16 protein-coding genes and 1 other annotated feature are annotated in these 18,945 nt (G+C 37.3%); of the genes, 10 read left to right on the forward strand and 6 right to left on the reverse strand.

Annotated features, from left to right (window positions below; genetic code table 11):
* The first annotated feature begins 20 nt into the window (after positions 1–20).
* A complete protein-coding gene (locus MHI20_RS17035; protein WP_340940054.1) occupies positions 21–1,208 on the forward strand; it encodes an MFS transporter in 1,188 nt (395 codons plus the stop codon).
* An 18-nt stretch (positions 1,209–1,226) separates the two neighbouring features.
* On the opposite strand, the gene MHI20_RS17040 is transcribed toward MHI20_RS17035, so the two are convergent.
* Together MHI20_RS17040 and MHI20_RS17045 are read right to left on the reverse strand one after the other, a co-directional pair.
* The gene (locus tag MHI20_RS17040; RefSeq protein WP_340940055.1) at positions 1,227–2,657 is read right to left on the reverse strand and encodes a DUF4179 domain-containing protein; all 1,431 of its coding nucleotides are present in this window, start codon (positions 2,655–2,657) and stop codon (positions 1,227–1,229) included.
* The gene (locus MHI20_RS17045; RefSeq protein WP_340940057.1) at positions 2,626–3,171 is read right to left on the reverse strand and encodes a sigma-70 family RNA polymerase sigma factor; all 546 of its coding nucleotides are present in this window, start codon (positions 3,169–3,171) and stop codon (positions 2,626–2,628) included. The genes MHI20_RS17040 and MHI20_RS17045 overlap by 32 nt, the downstream gene beginning before the upstream one ends.
* A gap of 179 nt (positions 3,172–3,350) precedes the next feature.
* Here MHI20_RS17045 and MHI20_RS17050 point away from each other — a divergent pair, with 179 nt between their 5' ends.
* The 6 genes from MHI20_RS17050 (at position 3,351) to MHI20_RS17075 (ending at position 6,665) form a co-directional block, all read left to right on the forward strand.
* Positions 3,351–3,536, forward strand: coding sequence for a Fe3+ hydroxamate ABC transporter substrate-binding protein (locus MHI20_RS17050; protein WP_217967479.1), 186 nt, complete (start codon positions 3,351–3,353; stop codon positions 3,534–3,536).
* 4 nt (positions 3,537–3,540) lie between these two features.
* Positions 3,541–4,110, forward strand: a complete 570-nt coding sequence (locus tag MHI20_RS17055; protein WP_340940060.1) for a GNAT family N-acetyltransferase — start codon at positions 3,541–3,543, stop codon at positions 4,108–4,110.
* A 15-nt stretch (positions 4,111–4,125) separates the two neighbouring features.
* Positions 4,126–4,578, forward strand: a complete 453-nt coding sequence (locus MHI20_RS17060) for a LytTR family DNA-binding domain-containing protein (RefSeq protein ID WP_340940062.1) — start codon at positions 4,126–4,128, stop codon at positions 4,576–4,578.
* Positions 4,579–4,583: 5 nt separating this feature from the next.
* Positions 4,584–4,994 carry a hypothetical protein gene (locus MHI20_RS17065; protein ID WP_160758077.1) on the forward strand — a complete coding sequence of 137 codons (411 nt, stop codon included), beginning with the start codon at positions 4,584–4,586 and terminating at the stop codon, positions 4,992–4,994.
* A 95-nt stretch (positions 4,995–5,089) separates the two neighbouring features.
* Positions 5,090–5,818, forward strand: a complete 729-nt coding sequence (locus MHI20_RS17070) for a CPBP family intramembrane glutamic endopeptidase (protein ID WP_340940065.1) — start codon at positions 5,090–5,092, stop codon at positions 5,816–5,818.
* A 19-nt stretch (positions 5,819–5,837) separates the two neighbouring features.
* On the forward strand, positions 5,838–6,665 hold the full coding sequence (locus tag MHI20_RS17075) for a hypothetical protein (protein WP_243824944.1): 828 nt from the start codon (positions 5,838–5,840) through the stop codon (positions 6,663–6,665).
* Positions 6,666–7,297: 632 nt separating this feature from the next.
* Here the strand turns inward: MHI20_RS17075 and MHI20_RS17080 are convergent.
* Complete coding sequence (locus MHI20_RS17080) at positions 7,298–9,535, reverse strand: S8 family peptidase (RefSeq protein WP_340940070.1); 2,238 nt, start codon at positions 9,533–9,535, stop codon at positions 7,298–7,300.
* Positions 9,536–10,693, reverse strand: a complete 1,158-nt coding sequence (locus MHI20_RS17085; RefSeq protein WP_340940072.1) for an AAA family ATPase — start codon at positions 10,691–10,693, stop codon at positions 9,536–9,538.
* Between the two features lie 617 nt (positions 10,694–11,310).
* Positions 11,311–11,575, forward strand: a binding site (T-box leader).
* A gap of 55 nt (positions 11,576–11,630) precedes the next feature.
* Here MHI20_RS17085 and MHI20_RS17090 point away from each other — a divergent pair.
* The 3 genes from MHI20_RS17090 to MHI20_RS17100 all read left to right on the forward strand — a co-directional run bounded on the left by MHI20_RS17090 (position 11,631) and on the right by MHI20_RS17100 (position 14,925).
* Positions 11,631–13,292: a 2-isopropylmalate synthase gene (locus tag MHI20_RS17090; RefSeq protein WP_340940074.1), complete on the forward strand. Its 1,662-nt coding sequence runs from the start codon at positions 11,631–11,633 to the stop codon at positions 13,290–13,292.
* Positions 13,293–14,351: an AraC family transcriptional regulator gene (locus MHI20_RS17095; RefSeq protein ID WP_340940076.1), complete on the forward strand. Its 1,059-nt coding sequence runs from the start codon at positions 13,293–13,295 to the stop codon at positions 14,349–14,351. It begins immediately after the preceding gene.
* Positions 14,352–14,439: 88 nt separating this feature from the next.
* Positions 14,440–14,925 (forward strand): YbaK/EbsC family protein, encoded by a 486-nt coding sequence (locus tag MHI20_RS17100; RefSeq protein ID WP_340940077.1) that lies wholly within the window; start codon positions 14,440–14,442, stop codon positions 14,923–14,925.
* A gap of 79 nt (positions 14,926–15,004) precedes the next feature.
* Here the strand turns inward: MHI20_RS17100 and guaA are convergent, their stop codons facing one another.
* Together guaA and MHI20_RS17110 are read right to left on the reverse strand one after the other, a co-directional pair.
* Positions 15,005–16,546 (reverse strand): glutamine-hydrolyzing GMP synthase, encoded by a 1,542-nt coding sequence (gene guaA / locus MHI20_RS17105; RefSeq protein WP_017366723.1) that lies wholly within the window; start codon positions 16,544–16,546, stop codon positions 15,005–15,007.
* Between the two features lie 185 nt (positions 16,547–16,731).
* The gene (locus tag MHI20_RS17110) at positions 16,732–18,939 is read right to left on the reverse strand and encodes a transglutaminase TgpA family protein (RefSeq protein ID WP_340940081.1); all 2,208 of its coding nucleotides are present in this window, start codon (positions 18,937–18,939) and stop codon (positions 16,732–16,734) included.
* Positions 18,940–18,945 lie beyond the last annotated feature (6 nt).

Genomic DNA, 18,945 nt, shown 5'->3' on the forward strand with positions numbered 1-18,945 from the left:
ACATAAAGGAAGGGTTCAAAATGAAAAGTACATCTTATCCATTGCTCATATTTCTTTTAGCCGTCGGTTCTTTCGTCACAGGCACTTCAGAATTCGTCGTATCAGGCATACTGGACATCATTTCTGACGATCTGCGCATCTCCATCCCGGTTGCGGGACAGCTCATCACCATCTATTCTCTTTTTTATGCCGTGGGTGCCCTCTTTTTAGTCATGGCCACATCGAAATTGAATCGAAAAAAGGTTCTTTTATCGGCGATTTCCATGTTTATAGCAGGGAATGTGCTCGCCTTTTTTAGCCATCACTTTATGCTGCTCATGCTCTCACGGGTCATCATGGCCATGAGTGGCGGCTTATATATTGTACTCGCAACAAATTATGCAGCGCAGCTCGCCCCGCCAGAAAAAAAGGGGAGTGCGATGGCCATGGTGATCACTGGATTTACAGTTTCACTAGTACTCGGTGTACCGATTGGAACATTTTTAGCAGGATATGTAGATTGGCATGCCATTTTTCTCATCATTGCAATAGGAACCGCTTGTCTCTTGTTTCTTCTGTATCGTTTATTACCGCCTATGGAGGGACATTCCCATGTGCCATTCAAACAGCAAATGCAAATTCTTCAAGACCGTAGGGTGTTAAGCGGTTTAGCCACGACTGCCTTTTGGATTTTAGGTTACACAATGGTATTTGCCTACATTTCGCCATTATTGCGACAGACATCCGGATTTACGCTCGAAATGACAAGCATTGCCTTGCTCGTCTTAGGGATTTCTGCTTTTATCGGATCACGCTTTGGCGGATACGCTGTCGATCAATGGGGACCAAACCGAACCATTTCAATCAGCATCACGGTTCAGATGCTCATGCTCTTTGCATTATCTTTTACACAATTTTCTGTAGTTGGCGTCTTCATCACGCTCGCCATTTGGGGCACCGCCACATGGACAACAACACCAGCGAAGCAATTTTATCTCATCTCCCTAAAACCCGAAACATCAGAAACTGTGCTGAGCTTTAATACAGCAATTATGAATATCGGCATGATGCTCGGCTCGTCAATGGGTGGTCTGATTATTCAATATACAAATGTAACGAATTTAAGTTGGATAGGCGGGCTAGCCAGTTTTGTTGCGTTGATGTTGATTCGGTACTCGTTCAATCGTCATCAACTGGTTCAAAAGCAGACAAAAAGCGAACATGTGTAATCATGTTCGCTTTCTTATTTATCGATTAGCTTTTGATGTTTCTTTTTTGACTGGAATGGTTACAGGTATATCTTTCTGTGGTACCAATCGGTTCAGATCTGACAAATCAAGGTAAAGCCCATAATCCTTAAAAGAAAATGTGTCTAACTTCTTCACATCAAATTCAAAGGTGGATTGCATAGAGGCTGTCTTGAAATTGGTCACCTTCGCATCGTTTCTCTCCAAGTAATATCCGTTTTCATCATTTGCTTCAGGATCTGACCACGATTTCAATTTTTTAACATCACCTAATCCTATCCATTCACCGATATTCTCCATAACATCCTCATCTAATTCTTTCTGATCTACTCCAGTAAATTGATAATAAACTGTCACAGAATGCCCCTTTTGCTCTATTTTATTGATTTTGATCCCTATTCCATGATGCTTTGTTTTGAACTGAACAGGCAGCTTTGTCTGAAGAGGAATGATTTTGCTTTCTTCTTGTTCGTCTGTCACACCCGTGTAAAATGTTAATTCAGTTGCCTCTGGATCAATCGACTGATTTAAAATGGTCAAATGATTTTTTCTAGTTTTGTCAGAAGTCAGTTGTTTTTCTCCTAAAACTGTTCCAATTTCGAGCTGATAATCATTCCCTAGATTATCCTTCATTCTTTCTATACTAACTATATCGTCTTTAGCAAAACCATTGTAATCAATGGTATATTGAATAACAGAGCTTTTCACTCCATTTTCTACCTTTATATTTCTTAAGTGATAACGTCCATTTAAAATAGACACGTCTTTTTGTCCAGCTAATACAGTGGTTTTTTGCTTGACCGCTGGTACCTTGAAGCGCCAATTCCCTACAATATCCCCAATTTTAGAAATGACAAGTGGCACTTGTTGACCTTGTTTGATCGTTTGACCATTTGTATAGACTGTCACCTGCCCAACATAATGGCCATCTTTTAATTTTTTCAATTCATGATTGTAGGAACTCGATTGGGAAGCTTGATTTACTGGATCTAAGTTGACTATGAAAGGGACAACATCTTCCTTTGTATTCAAATTCTCCACAGTAAACGTATAAACAAGCCGCCCGGCATCATAATACACACTGTTCACTTTCACAGTAACTCCTCTTGATTCAGCCCCCTCATTGACATGCTTCACCAACTCACTCTGAAAAAGAGACATTCCTACTTTATCGTGAAACATCATATATAACTGTCCAACAAACGGCACTCGAGCCATCGCTGTATTAAGAGAAGGAAAAAGGAAGCCGGATGAAAAATAAAGAACGATTAGTACGATGGCAGAATATATTGGCGTTCTCCAATTCCATGTGAACCAACGTCTTTTCTTTTCCGCTTTCACATCTCCCATTGCTTGGCGAATCACAGAGGTCACTTCAACCTTTGGTACATCAATCTCTTCATAAAGCTTTTTCATTTCCTTTTGTTCCATCGACACTCTCCTCCTTCTCCAATGTTTGCTTTAATAACTTTCTTGCTCGATACAAATGAGTTTTGACAGTTCCTTCGGGCACACCCATCTGTTCAGAAATCATTGAAATCGAATAATCTTGAAAATAAAATAGCTGAATCACGAGCTGATATTGCTCATCTAACACATCTAGTGCATTTTTTAAATCCAGCTTGTCTTCCAAAAAATCATGCCGCTCAACGCTCTCATGATGCTGTTCAAACGGAACAACATCTTGCTGCTTTTTCTTCATCGCAAAAATCGTATGAATCAAGATCCTAGTCAGCCATGTAGAAAAATAAGCCGGTTCTTTTAATCCAGATAAATGTTTAAATGCTTTAATGACCGTCTCCTGAACAGCATCTAACGAATCCTCTTTATTTCTTGTGTAGAGAAAAGCCGTTTTATATAAACGCTCCTGATACATCAGCATTAATGTCTCAAATGCCGGGACATTCCCTTTTTGTGCTTTTTTAATTAGACTCACTTGTTTCATCTCATTCACACCTCCTACACCTGTTAGAGCAAGCTTTCTCACAAACGGTTTCAACAAACGGAAATTTCTTTTACTCAACATATGTCGGACAAAAATAGAGAAAGTGAAGAATAGGCCGCAAAGATCGTATTGAACTTTTGATATAATGGAAGAAATATCTACAAAAAGGAGGATATTGATTGTTTCTATTTGAAGAACCTGCTTGTGCTAGCTGCCAAAAGAAAATAGAAGGTAACGAAGAAGTGTACGTTAAGCTGGTCTATCCAAAGAGACGAGGAATGACAGAAGTAAAGGCTTGGCTAAGAAATGAAGGGGTTTTTTATTGTAAGGCATGTACAGAACAAAAGACATCATATGGAGGATAAACACATGAACAAAATCACTTTTCCACAATCATTTCCAACGATACAGACCGAAAGACTAATCTTAAAACAAGCAACGATCAAAGACGCTGAGGATATGCACCTCTACTTATCAAATGAAACCGTCTGCCGCTATATGGGCATTGATGCACATGAAACCATCGAAGACACAAAAGGAGAAATCAAGTGGTATGACAATATCTTCAAAGAACAAACAGGCATCCGCTGGGGCATTTCTCTAAAAGAAAATCCAGCCATCATCGGCAGCTGCGGCTTTCTCAATCTAGAAAAACAGCACCGCCGTACGGAAATTGGCTATGAATTACACCAAGATCATTGGCGAAAAGGCATCATGAAGGAAGCAATTACTGCGGTGTTACGGTATGGATTTCAGGAGATGAACTTGAATCGGATTGAAGCGATCATTGATCCAGCAAATACGTCTTCTGTTCAATTATTGGAGAAGATACATTTTGTACAAGAGGGTTTATTAAGAGAGTATGAATTGGGTCAGAAGGGATTCGATGATGTGTATATGTATTCAATTTTGAAGAGAGATTACGAAAAATCCTATTAAACAGAGGAGAAACAAATGAAAACGGATATTCATTTCATCCAAAAGCCGCAACCAGAGTATGTTTCTTTTCACATTTATGAACTCAATCCGGCGGTTGAAAAACTTGTCCAGCAAGTGGAGCAGTCAGCCCCCTATTTCTTAGCACAAGAACCAACGAAAGAAAGAGTGAAAAAGGTCTATTATCACGACATTTTATATATAGAAAGCGTTGATAAAAGATCGTTCTTGTATACGTCAGATGGAGTGTTTCTCTTAAAGGAAAAGTTATTTGAACTTGAAAAACAGCTTGAAGCGCACGATTATGTCAGGATTTCAAAATCGATGATTCTGAATATAGATTCTATTGCCACTATTTCTCCTAAAACGAGTGGCCGTTTTGAAGCAAGCCTTACAAATAAAGAAAAAGTAATGATTTCACGTTTTTATATCCAAGCATTAAAAGAGAAGCTTGGATTACGGAGGAAGTGAACAGAATGAAACGTTATATCACAAATCTTTTGATCACATTTTGTATGATCTTTACTGCACTCGTATTGATTTACTGTTTCACGTTTGGAACGATGCCCATCTATATTTTACAAGCCATCATGTTCAGTTCCTTTTTTTCAAGCGCCCTGACCTTCTTGCTATACCCAAAACAAACGTACAGCCATCAACGGATTCTTTTTCAACAAATTCTATATATCGTTCTTGTGATGTGTATGATTATGACCACCATCATCATCGTCAGCGGTGAAATCAGCCCCCTTTCGTTTATCGTGAATTTCCTTGTGGTCATGGCTTTATTCTTTTTGATGAAGTATCTATTGTATAAAAAAGATCAAGCAACTGCTGAGGAAATCAACGAACTTTTACAGCAACGAAAGAAACGAACAACATCTTAATGTGCATCTTAGGGCTAAATATTGACATGTTAGGAAGATTTCATTGTGACTTCTGCATGATTCCTCTACTCTGACGTTAGAGGAGGAATCAACACATGAAACCAATCACAATCATTCGAAAATCAGTACTTCTACTGCTCTTTTCTTTAATCATTCCAACAAGTGCAGGTGTCTATTTATCCATCAAAGAAGTAACCGACCCGATGACCATCTATCTCATCAATGGCTGCGCCATGCTAACAGGGTGTCTTTTACTTCTATTCATTATTCAAAAAAGTCGTTTTCACTTGAAAGAAATAGGTTTTCGAAAAGGCTCTCTTGGTATGTGGATATTTCCGATCCTTATCATCGAGGCCATTCCGTTTATTGCTGGATTCAACAAGGATTTAACTGTTTCTTCCTTTCTAGCACTTTGTTTCTTCATGGTGTGTGTCGGCCTTTTTGAAGAAGGAATCTTTCGAGGCATTCTGTTTCAATATTTAAAACAAATTAACTTGAGCACTGCCATATGGGGCTCCGCCGTACTATTCGGCCTTGGTCATGCTGCGAATCTTTTAAGTGGAAAAAGCCTCACCTTAACCGTTGCTCAAATCCTATTCGCCTTCTTATTTGGATTCGTTGCAGCTGAAATCGTTGCACTCACGAACAGCTTGCAATGGGTGATCGTATGGCACGCGGTTCATAATATCGTGGATCAAACCACAAATGGGCAAGCGCCTATGAGAATGCAAATGCTTTTGCTTTCGATTCAATGTGTCATTTTGCTTGTTCTTGCGGTGGTGTTGTGGAGAAGATTAAGAATGAAAAAAGTGTTCAATAGATAATGAAAAGAGGAGGAAAGAAATGAAGGGGAACACATGGATAGAAGGCTGGTTTGAAAAGTGTGAAGAACTTGAAATCAAGCCTTGGGAATGGGATTTTAAACAAAGTTATATTAAAGAGCCTATACCGAAAGATAGATCATCAATTGAGTTAATATTAGATTATAAAAGTCGTAAACTCAAAGAAATTGGAATTTGTAATGTCACTAAAAGAAGAGGTCGTGATGCTGACTGCGATAAAGAACCCTTTTATATTTATCAATTACTTTGGCGTACTGATTATGAGCCAAAGTCTGAATCACAGCTTTATTTAGACCGTTACAACTTGCTTCGTGGAGAAACAATGAATTCGTTTATAACGACTTTCAATTATTCTAAAAAACTAACTTCTGATGTCCATATCAACGATAAGTTTAAAAAATTTGCTACTGCCACCCACTGCATTGGAAACTTCACCGTATTACCACATTGGATGAATACGGGACGTTATAAATTTTCTCAAGATTATTGGGACGTTACGATGTATTCACTTTTTCATTTTTTTAAACCATTAGGCTGTTGGAAACAGTTCGTCGAACGATATTTCCTTCAGCCTTATGTAAACAATGATGAAGAATGGACAGTGAGTGAATTTTGGGAAGGTCATTTTGAAGGAATCGGAAATCGCAATCGATTAAAACCTCAAAATGAACAAGAATTATGTGAGTACCTACATAAAGTCAATATTAGGATTGAAGAACGGGGCAAATGGATTATCAAAAAAGTCTGTGAAGAATTGAAGTTACAACACTTCAAATTTTACGATGAACTGAAAGATATGCAAATTCAATTTTCCTATGAGATGAAATAAATATAAATGAGCGAGCTCATTGCTTCGCTTTTTTATTTTAAAATAAAATTCCTAAAAATAGGGGAGTTAGATCATAATAAAAAGCTGATACCCTAAGCGCATGTAATCCTTTTTCAGAATGCTGATATTTCTAAATCAACAACTCCTTTACCACATAAAACACCTTCTCTAAGCAACCTTTCTTTGATAAAATCATTTTTCAAAAAACTTTTTTACATCATCATTTACCGGCATAGCCTTCGCTTGAATTCTATCAATATCAACTTTTCCAAACAGAATTTTACTAATGTAAAGAGGGCTTATGTTGCAATCCCCTTATCCCAACGACCTACCGCAAGAAATAACCAATCGTCACCTCAGTCACTTTTTGATTGAAGTCCTTAATTTCGATATTGCCAACTAACGTATGAGACTTGTTTTTTTGAAAGATATTTAAAAACGATAAGAAGCCTGGGGGCTTATTTTCAAGAAATTAGTTACGCCCAATACTGGACTATAAAACATAGTTTTAAAAAAGATAAGATATCCTAGGTTTTATTGCTAAGCGTTTTATCTATTGCTTTAATGCGCAGTTCCTCTCATTATTATGAACCTTAAAAAACCCCTTTTCAATAAAAAAGAGGTAGTATTTTTTATATTCGAATAATGGGTTGATACATATTAATTCCTACTTCATTTTCAATTTCTGAATATACATCTAACTCGTCATATGGATCCTCGACTGAAATAATCGCTGCAAAACTTTGAGCATAACCTTCTGGCACACCCCATTTTTTTGACATACGAAGCTCCAAACTCCACATTCCAGAATCAATATTTCTTGATAATGCCTTTTCCATTCTGGTTACTGGATAAAATCTCTCCTTAAAAGAAACTTCATTCATGTCATTCAAAGACAACTTAATTTCATCTTCTTTATTTAGTTTATAGATATTTGAATAAAGATGGATTTTAGAATAATCCAACCCCTTACCTCTATCTGTAAGTGGATCCCAGACTACGGTTACACGCAGGTTAACTTTTTTATTGCCCGAGCGTTGAATAGTTTCATCTGTTAAAATGGTCGGAATCCAAAAAGGAATTTTATAATAAGTTTGACCTTCTATCACTCCTTCGTGTACATATGTTGCTTTACTATTTAAAGATTCTAAACATTTTCCTAAATTAGGCTCACCAAATCCCAAATGGTCCTCTAAAGGTCTAGAAAATTCACTACTTGTAGGATGATTTGCAAAATGAATTAGTAGCCCTTTTATTAAGTTAGGGGTAGCATCCGGGATTTTTTCAAATAACTCTGCTGCATAAGACGAAACTATAGGTGCGGAAAAACTTGTCCCAAGAGATCGTTGAAATCCTCCAGAGTAAGAACAAAAGCCCAATGTACCAAAACTAGGATTATCAGAATTATTTAACCCTAAATTACCACCATCTACAACTAAATCGGGTTTCCTTGAGCCATTAAATCCTGGTCCCCTTCGAGAAAATGGAGCTGGGTGGTTCTCTCCTCCAAGCATACCATCTTCGAAATTTTTTATTAATGAGCCCACACTTAATGATAGATATGACTCCGCTGGAGAGTTTATTCGTTGAGAATCTTGAATAAAATGATCTGGATAGTTTTCGCTATTTAGCTTCTCATACACATTCTCAATGTTTCCTGCAGAAATTACAAATAAAACTTCATAGACTTTACTAATATGGTCTATTTCTGCGGCAAGACGTGTTACTTTGAATTCATCTAATGTTGAATACCCATTTTGACTTATTAAATTAATAGAAAGATTATACACTTTAACTTCGTCTTTATGTGCTTGAACTACTTTTCGAATTGCCCTAATTAGATCAATTTCAGATAAATTTAATTCTTCTCCGTTTCCATCTTTTCCGTATATATTAAAATCAAGAACTCTACAAAAGGGTGTTAGGGTTCCTCTTGAGATTTGTTCATCTAATTTATCTCTAAATATAACTCTTCCAGCAACAAATGTCCCATGAAACCTGTCGTAACTATATGCTGGTGTATAGTCTATCTGTTCTGTAATATAAGGAGATAAAAACGAATTAGAACTATCCACTCCGCTATCGATAACACAGACAACAGCATTTCCATCATAAGTCTCTACTGTAATCTCCTCAACAACTTGAGACAATTCTTTGAGAGTGGTAATTGATACTTTTGTTTGTACATCGACTGACTTTATTGAACTAAAAGATCTAACAAGATCTTCAATGTGCTCGCTACTCATTGTTCCTTCTACTAAAACACTGCCGGAAGAAAATAAGAATTGGTCAGTTATAAAACCTCCTCTATTTTCAATAAATTTTTCTATAGCTTCTTTAAACCCTTTTTCAGCAACATCTTTTGGCAACGAAGTAAATGATTCTATTGAAACTTTCAAATTTTCTTTTTCTCCAAAATCAATTTTAGACTTAACCGTTTGAGATATTTTATTTAATGGATTTATTTCGCCAATATCATCAATAAATGAATAATAGGACTTACCTTTGTTATTCGGAGTGTTAATATAATTCTCGACTTTTCTTTGTAAAGTATTCAAACTGCTGTTAGAGATTACACCGTAACCATAAGAATCATTGATAACATCCAAAACCTCTATATCTGACTTTTCCATCAAGTTTCCGAAACGATCATATAATTTTTCGCCGGGAGCAAGGTTAACTTCAAAGAATTTTCTATCCTTTACGGGGTCCATATCGTAGCTCTGTTGGGAAATTCTTAATAAATCTTCTAATAATTCCTGTCCATGTGCACGGTAGTCGCTACGTTGATATGTGCTTCCACCACCATTAAAGTTAGTTTTTGTTTTACTTACACTATTCTCTGAAATCCGCAAATGCGGTTTTTCCATCTAGGATTCCTCCTTCATCTTCATAAAAAGAGTTGATTTAGGTATATCTAGTAATTCGCTAAGATATGAAAAAGAATATTTCCGTTCATTTTCATTTCTCAATTTTTTTGCTATACCTATTTTTTGCTCTAATGTAATGTCTTTATCCTGATTACTTATGTTTCTAACAATATCTTCGACAATAATAGTGTAAAGTTTAACATTTTTTTCATTAATAATCCAATTTCTAGAAGAATTTTCAATTGATTGAACAAGTAAAGATGGAGTAAATCCTTTCGTCAATATTGTGATAAAATCAATTTGATTAGCGTGAAGGTTTAGACTTATATCAGTTAGTGTATTGGCTATTATTTGATTTCTTTGATTATAATCAGGTAGTTTGAATTCTATATTATTTTCAAATCTTCTCCATAAAGCCTTATCTAGTAAATGAGGATGATTAGTGCAAGCAACCAAAAATGAGTTGTCAGGAAAGTCATCCAAATTTTGAAGCAAAGAAATCACAATTCTTTTAAGTTCTCCTAACTCATTATTATCATCTCGACTTTTTCCTATAGCATCTATTTCATCTAATAATATTAAACATGAGTTATTCCTTGCATACTCAAAAACTTTACTTAAATTATCACTTGTTTTCCCCAAGTATGAAGACATCAATGAATCAAAGCTAACATAGGCAATTTTTAAACCAAGTGATTTCGCTAATGCTTTTGCTGTTAGGGTTTTCCCTGTACCTGGTACTCCATGAAACAAAATTTTATTCTGCGGTTTAAGATTAAATTTTAGTAAGTCATCTCTTTTTTTCCACTGGTGCACAACAGATATTAATTGTTGATCTACATCAGTACTTGAAGATAATTTCTTCAAATCAATTTCAGGTTCTAAAATTTTTATAAAATTCTCTTCATTGCTCTGATTTGAACTTAGATAATTACTTTTTTGATTGAACGGTGTAATATCAAAAGAACTTCTCTTTACAGAATGAGATGTTTCAGGAAGATTCACATCCAATAGCAACTTATTGAGTTTTTTTGCAAATTGATAATTTTTATTTTCTTCTTGATACTCAATGATTAATTTGCATTCTTCTAAAAAATCTTCTTTTCTTTCTTCAATAAAAAATTTAACAAGATTAATAACATGATTGTTTAAAGACATTTTAAAATTCACTTCCTTCTTTGAACAATAATTTTCCCTTTGAATTCAACACTTTAAACCACCTAACGTCTATAATAACCGATTCAAAGGTAAATATGAACGTTAATTTAAGAATATCATGTTGAAAATAAACTTATACTACTTTACATTGAAAAAGTGCTTGTCTTCCACTTTCTTCAAACTGTTATTTCTTAGAATTTCAGTTGAAATTTATAGGAACTTATTGATGATTTCAACTGATGTTAGGAGGCATTAAATGACCATGAAAAAGATTTGTCGATTTTATTGTTCGCTGTTAATTCACTCACCTATAATTTGGGCCTTGGATTTTTGTTTGGTGAGGATGACGAGAATAGCAAATTAAATCAAAAGTAGTTCATTAGAAATTAAAAACCCTACCAATATTTTTTCTGGTAAGTTTTTTTGGTAGGGAACTGTATGTTCAAATGGTTAAGCCCTTATCAATCAACGTTCCCAGCTCAAATGAAGTGCTCAAAGAAAATAAAATTAAAAATAAAGATCAGACACCCACAGGACAAAAAAAATCAATTAAAAAAGATATCCCTACCACTATCACTTTTTTGTAATCTTGGTATAATAGAAAAAATCAGAAAAATGAGAATGCGATGATAAGGAATAGTACTTGCCGAAATGTTTTCAGAAAGTTGCTGGTTGATGAGAAGCAATAACATAAAGGTAGGGAACTCACCTTAGAGTAGCCTTAGTGAAATGAAAAGGATTGATGTAGTTAAGGTCGGCACCCCACCGTTATACGGGAAGGATATAAGATCAAACAATCTGTATCCGAATAAGGGCATGATAATGTTTGTTTATCATGAAACAGGGGTGGTACCGCGTAAGAAGAAGTCTTTCGTCTCCAATGAAAATATTGGAGATGAAGGACTTTTTTTATTCTATTTACTAGGAGGAATCGATGATGTTTAACCACAAAAAATACGAAAAGAAATACTTTTTGCCACCGAACCTTACTTATGATTGGGTGAAAAAAGAAACATTAGAACGTGCTCCGATATGGTGCAGTGTGGACTTACGGGATGGAAATCAAGCATTACCTATTCCTATGAACTTAGAAGAGAAATTGGAAATGTTTCAGCTACTAGTAGAGATAGGTTTTAAAGAAATTGAAATCGCATTTCCAGCTGCTAATGATACGGAGTTTAAGCTATTACGGACACTGATTGATCGTCATATGATTCCAGACGATGTCACGATTATGGTGATCACACAAGCAAGAGAGCATATTATCCGCCGAACCTTCGAAGCCATTAAGGGGGTACCGAAAGCGATTGTTCATTTATATAATTCGACTTCAGAAGCGCAGCGCAGACAAGTATTTAAGAAAACAAAAGATGAAATTAAACAAATTGCCATTGATGGCGCTATTTTAGTAAAAGAACTGGCCGAAAAAACAGAAAGTGATATTTATTTTCAATATAGTCCTGAAAGCTTTCCAGGAACAGAAGTGGATTATGCGTTAGATATTTGTAATAGTGTTTTAGATATTTGGAAACCGACACCACATCACAAAGCGATCATCAATATTCCGACAACAGTTGAATATTCAATGCCTCATATCTTTGCAAGTCAGATTGAGTATATACACAAAAATCTGTCTTACCGAGACAGTGTGACATTATCGGTTCATCCACATAATGACCGTGGCTCTGGGGTGAGTGATGCAGAATTTGGTGTGCTAGCTGGCGCAGAAAGAGTCGAAGGTACATTATTTGGTATCGGTGAACGTACAGGGAACGTAGACTTGATTACCTTGGCGATGAATATGTATTCACAAGGTTATGATCCAAAATTGAATTTCAATAACCTAGAAGCGATTCGTAAAAAATATGAAAAACTAACAAAAATCACTGTTCATGAGCGGCAGCCCTATTCTGGGGAGATGGTTTTCACCGCATTCTCTGGGTCACATCAAGATGCGATATCTAAAGGTATGAAATATAGAAAGGAACATCATGTTGATAAATGGGACGTTCCGTATATCCCAGTTGATCCAGTTGACTTGGGGAGGAATTATCAAACGGATGTAATTCGAATCAATAGCCAGTCTGGAAAAGGCGGCATAGGCTATATCCTAGAAACAAATTATGGCATTCAACTTCCTTATCAAATGAATGAAGCCATGGGATATGCAGCGAAGAAAGTATCTGATCAGACAAATAGGGAATTGTCTGTCGAAGAAATATATCATGTTTTTGAAGAACAGTATGTTGATTTTCACCCTCATTTCCAGCTGCTTGATTATCAATTTCATAAAGGAGAGAAGCAAGAAGTCACCTTAACTTTGCTGAGAAATCATCAGCAAATAGACATACAAGGAACTGGCACTGGAAGTTTAGATGCAATCAGTAATGCGTTAAAAGCACATTTTCATCTCGAGTATGATTTGGAAGTCTATGAACAGAATTCTTTGGGCAACGATTCTCAAGCAAAAGCCTGTGCACAGATTGGTATTTCATATCAAGGAAAAATGCATTGGGGTGCTGGAATCGATAAAGATATTATAGAAGCAACAGTGAAGGCCCTGGTGGTTGCAGTAAATAAACTAGAGGTTTGGATGTAGATGGAAACAGATACACTTGAAAAACATGAAGCGATGCAATATTTAAGAGAGTACAACGAACAAGAAATCTTTTATCAACAATACCAACAGAAAAAGCATGACAATCAATCATTGCAATTATTTTTGAAGGATTATGATCAAAACAATTTCATGCAAAAGCAAATATATATAGAAGAATTTTTGCTAAAAGGGCAGAACGAATTTGAAAAAGAGGATACCATGTGGTTAGGTCAGGAGAAAGATATCGAAGTGAGAAAGTATAGCCGTTTTATGCCTCAATTGTCGGCTATCCATGATTTCTTTGAGATGATCTATGTTCTGGAAAATGAGATGTATGTAGAAGTGGAAGATAAAAAAATCGCTTTAAAATCAGGAGATATTGCCTTTATTCCACCTGACACAATACACAAGCCAATTGTAATGGAGAATACAATCGCAATCCAAATCATGATCCGTAAAAGTACTTTTCAAAAAGTGTTTTTTAAAATGTTAAAAGGCAATCATGTCATTTCAGAGTTCTTTTTGAATGCATTGTATATAAAAGAAAATAAACATATTCTTATTTTCCATAGTCACTTGGATAAAAATTTGCTAGACTGCTCTCTTCAACTTTTCACAGAAAATCACAATCGATTTCCTGGTTACCAGTTGATTATGAATAATTTGTTTGAAATATTATTATGTCTTTTATTAAGATTCAAACCAAGTCATATGAACGTCATTCAGGTCAAACAATATAGTGATATACGTATGATTCAAATGCTTCAATATATTCAGCAATGTTGTGAGCATATAACACTCCAGAAGATGGAAGAGAAATTTAACCTTTCACAATCTTATCTGTCTAAATATATAGCTCGTACACTCGGCAAATCATTTCGTGAGATTCGACAAGAAATAAGATTGGACAAAGCCTGCGAAATGCTAACCAGTAGTAATTTACAAGTGGATCATATTTCGGGAGCCGTTGGTTATCAAAATGTAGAGCATTTCATTCGTTTATTTAAGAAAAAGTATCACCTAACACCACATCAATATCGTTTAAATAATAGAACATAATGAGCAGAATGTATGACACTTATCTTTAAAGTAAAATTTTAAAATCAAGAAAATGTCAAATCAATACGAATAAAAAGGAGACATCATCATGTCAATCAAGCAAGTAAAAGATTATTTTAAACAATATGAAATGGATACTCGAATTCAGGAATTTTCAGTATCTAGTGCAACCGTAGACTTGGCTGCTTCTGCATTGGGCTGCGAACCTGAAAGAATCGCCAAAACACTCTCCTTTCTAGTAAATGGACAAGCTAATTTAGTTGTGACCTCTGGCGATGCAAAAGTTGATAACAAAAAATTCAAGGAATATTTTAAAACAAAAGCGAAAATGCTGCCTCCTCAAGAGGTCGTTGACTTGGTCGGTCATGAAATTGGCGGAGTATGTCCTTTTGCTATAAAGAATGGCGTTTCTGTTTATTTAGATATGTCACTCAAACGTTTTGAGACAGTCTATCCAGCCTGCGGCAGCAGTAACAGTGCTATTGAACTCACAATCAAACAACTAGAAAAACACTCCGGTTATACACAATGGATTGATGTGTGTAAGGGATGGAATGATGAATTCACACAATAAAATGGAAGGAAAAAGTGCAATTAAACATAAAAAAGAGCTAGAAACCCTTGATACACAAAGGTTTCTAGCTCTTTTATAACTATTCCCACTCAATCGTAGCAGGCGGTTTACTCGTAATATCATACACCACGCGGTTCACATGCTTCACTTCATTCACGATACGAGTCGAGATCTTTTCAAGGACATCCCAAGGGATTCTTGCCCAGTCACTCGTCATACCGTCAATAGACGTAACAGCACGGATACCGATTGTGTAGTCGTATGTTCTTGCGTCACCCATGACACCTACGCTGCGGATGTCTGGGAGGACAGTGAAGTATTGCCAGATGTCGCGCTCAAGGCCGAAGTTGGCAATTTCTTCTCGTAGAATCGCATCCGATTCACGGACGATTTCTAGTTTTTCTTCAGAAATTTCACCTAGTACACGGATTCCTAGACCTGGACCTGGGAATGGTTGTCTCCATACGATGTCGTCTGGAATACCTAGCTCTGACCCTAGAGCACGAACTTCATCCTTGAATAGCGTATTAAGTGGCTCAATCAATTCGAACTGCATGTCTTCTGGAAGACCGCCTACGTTGTGGTGAGATTTGATTGTTTGTGCCGTTGCTGTTCCGCTCTCAATGATGTCTGTGTAAAGAGTTCCTTGTGCTAAGTAGTCGATTCCTTTAAGCTTGTCCGATTCGTCATCGAATACATAAATGAATTCGTTACCGATGATTTTACGTTTTTGCTCAGGATCAGACACACCTTTTAGCTTGTTTAAGAAGCGATCTTTCGCATCTACTTTAATCACGTTCATGTTGAAACCTTCGCTAAATGTTTTCATAACCCCTTCTGCTTCGCCTTTGCGAAGAAGACCGTGGTCAACGAAAATACATGTCAGCTGATCGCCGATGGCTTTGTGGATCAATACAGCCACAACAGATGAATCTACACCGCCGCTTAGTGCGCACAATACTTGTTTGTCGCCTACTGTTTCACGGATTTTCTGCATTTCGATTTCAATGAAGTTCTCCATTGACCATTTGCCATCGCACTCACATACGCCGAAGACAAAGTTCTTCAATAGATCATTTCCGTACTCAGAGTGACGTACCTCTGGGTGGAACTGAACGCCATAGAAATTCTTCTCAGCTAAGCTCATCGCTGAGTTTGGACAATGTGCACTTGTTGCATCAACTGTAAAGCCTTCTGGTACTTCAACGACAAGGTCACCATGGCTCATCCAAACGACTTGATCCGTTGGAAGGTCTTTGAATAAAGCAGGTGTTCCGTTAATATGAATGTCTGCTTTTCCATATTCACGCTGGCTTGCCGCTTCTACTTTCCCACCTAAATAGTGAGTCATCAGCTGCATGCCGTAGCAAATGCCTAGAACTGGAATGCCTAGATCAAAAATCTTTTCGTCACAACGGAAAGATCCTTCATCATATACACTGTTTGGTCCACCAGAAAGGATGATTCCTTTCGGCGCCATTTCTTTAATTTCTTCAGCAGTTAAAGTGTGCGGATGAAGCTCACTGTACACACCAAATTCACGAATACGGCGAGTGATCAGCTGATTGTACTGACTACCGAAATCGAGAACCAAAATCATTTCATTTACTAAATTTGTCATGGTGTCACCTCTATGTCCAATATAGTTTTTATAAACGCACAGAAAAAATGAGAGGAGAAAACCTGCTCTCAGTGTAAATCACGCTTTTGAAGCGCCCAGACTCACATCCGAACGCTTCAATTTCATGTATTTTAGAAGGTTTTAATATTCACCTATTCTAACAACAGGAAGGTACGGGGTCAAGACTATCTCCTGTTTATTAAATTTTCCCATAACTTCACCGACTGCCGCCAAAGCGCCGACGCATCTTCTTGTCGATAGAGCGCCCGCTCATAGAACTGCGTTAGCTCAGACATGTGATGATTCCCTTCCTTGTCATCGATCAAAGAAGCAAATTCTCTTAGCGTCATGCCTGGCTTTTTCTCGATCCCTCTGCGCCTTAGCTGTTTTAATAGAGCAGCATATGCGTAGAAAAAAGCTTCCTCATCTGGCAGACGTTTTACCTTTCTCACAATAAAGATTGGCAGCCATCTTGCTCTGAACCGGTAAAGCATCCAGCCTATAAATCCAAGAAAGACAATCACACCTGCTGCGTAGCCCAAGATTGAACCAACATGAACCATACTTGGCTTTGCTTTAGCTGCTTGTTCCTCTTGTTTTGCCGCCTGTTCTGGTTCTTGTTGCTGCGGCTGTTGTGTCTGCTCGTTTTCTTGTTGATCAGATGCGGACTCATCTTTTTCATCCTGTTGATCATCTGTTTGGTCGTTGTTAGCCGTGGTTTCATTCGTAAATGTCTCTGGGTTCGTGAACCCTTTTGTCGGTTCAAAAGTCACCCAGCCACGGTTTGGAAAATACACCTCTACCCATGAATGGGCATTGTTATTGGTCACTTCATACACATTGTTTCCATCCATCTGTGTTTCATATAATTGACCTGACGTGTACCCTTTCACCCATCTCGCCGGAATTCCAATCGAGCGAAGCATGACAATCATCGAGGTTGAAAAGTTATCACAATAGCCAATCATCGTATCAAATAAGAACTGATCCACATAGTCTTCGTTACGCCCAGGCACAGCGACATTTTGGGTTTCATATGAAAACTTCGCAGATCCTAAATAATCCTCAATCGCTTTTGCTTTATCATACATATTATCCTTCGTTTCCGTTAAGCTGTTCGCCAATGTTTTCACACGCTCTGGCAGCGAGGATGGGAGCTGCAAGTATTCACGTCCGACCTGCTGGTTCACTTGCTGCTTGGTCGGTACTTTGATCCGCTGCAAGTCCTCTAGGATAAATGTAGGTGATAAGAAGCTGACTCGATAGTTCCCTAAATTTTTGGGCGGGTTTTGAGTAGACGGGACAATTTTCTCCGTTTTGCCCATCATTTGCAGTGGAATGTTTTCCATCGGCGTCAGCATAACCGTACCAATCGGATAAACAGCATGATTAAATCGATAATTTGATTCCATATCGACTCTCGTTTCATGCTCCTCTGTTTTCACGCGATTGGTAAACCACTGGTTCGGCACTTCATTCCCTTTTAACCGAGTAGGTTTCGTATCATTTGAAGCATCCTCCCAGCCTTTCCCCGTGTAAATACTTTTTGTTTCTACACGAAAATAAGACGGTTCTTTTCCGCTCCATTTAAATACCGGTGTACGGTCCTCACTAAACGGTCCCCCAAGCGACGAATCATCCGTACTATATCCCACCTTATTCTGCCCGGTGGAACCATCTTGATTCGTGACCGCTTTAAAAAACGGGACAGGGTCAGGCCATTTCGGATCAGATTTTGGCAAAGAAGCACCGAGTGATGCTGATACAAGAACAAGCGCCAGCATGGGTAAGAACCAATTGAGACGCGCTTTCTGTGACACCCGCACACCTTCAGCCGAACGAAGCCGGTCGAAATAGAGCAGGCCAAGCAAACAAAAGCCAAATACCATAATTCGAACGATCGCAAAAGTCGCATCATAAGGTGTAAACGTATCAAGAATCGTGACATATACAATCGTCATCAGTAAAAAGAAAAAGATACGCTGCTGATACACAACCCAATAATGAAGCAAATAAACAAGTAGCCAAAGCAAAATATAAAACAACAATGTGCGGAAAGACGGATACATGTCACTCCACATGCCCATGCTCATCAAAGAAATATTATCTTTAATATCAGCAAACAGCGCAGGCAGATAACTTGGCTCTGATTGATAAAAAATCAAGTATAATGCGAGCAAGATCAATCCAGCACAAATAGGAAACGTCACATACCACTTCAATCGAAAGAACGTAAACAAACACGTAAGCCCTATAAAAATGATGAAATAAGACGTATGACTCGTCTCTGTAAAATCTTGAAGCGGACGAAGCCACTCCCAAAGCAGCAGAAATGCGACAGCATAATAGATGAACAACTCAAAACGGCTTTGCCGCTGATGCATATGCAGCATAAATGT

The organism is Bacillus sp. FSL K6-1106 (assembly GCF_038005245.1).
GTDB classification, from domain to species: domain Bacteria; phylum Bacillota; class Bacilli; order Bacillales; family Bacillaceae; genus Bacillus; species Bacillus altitudinis.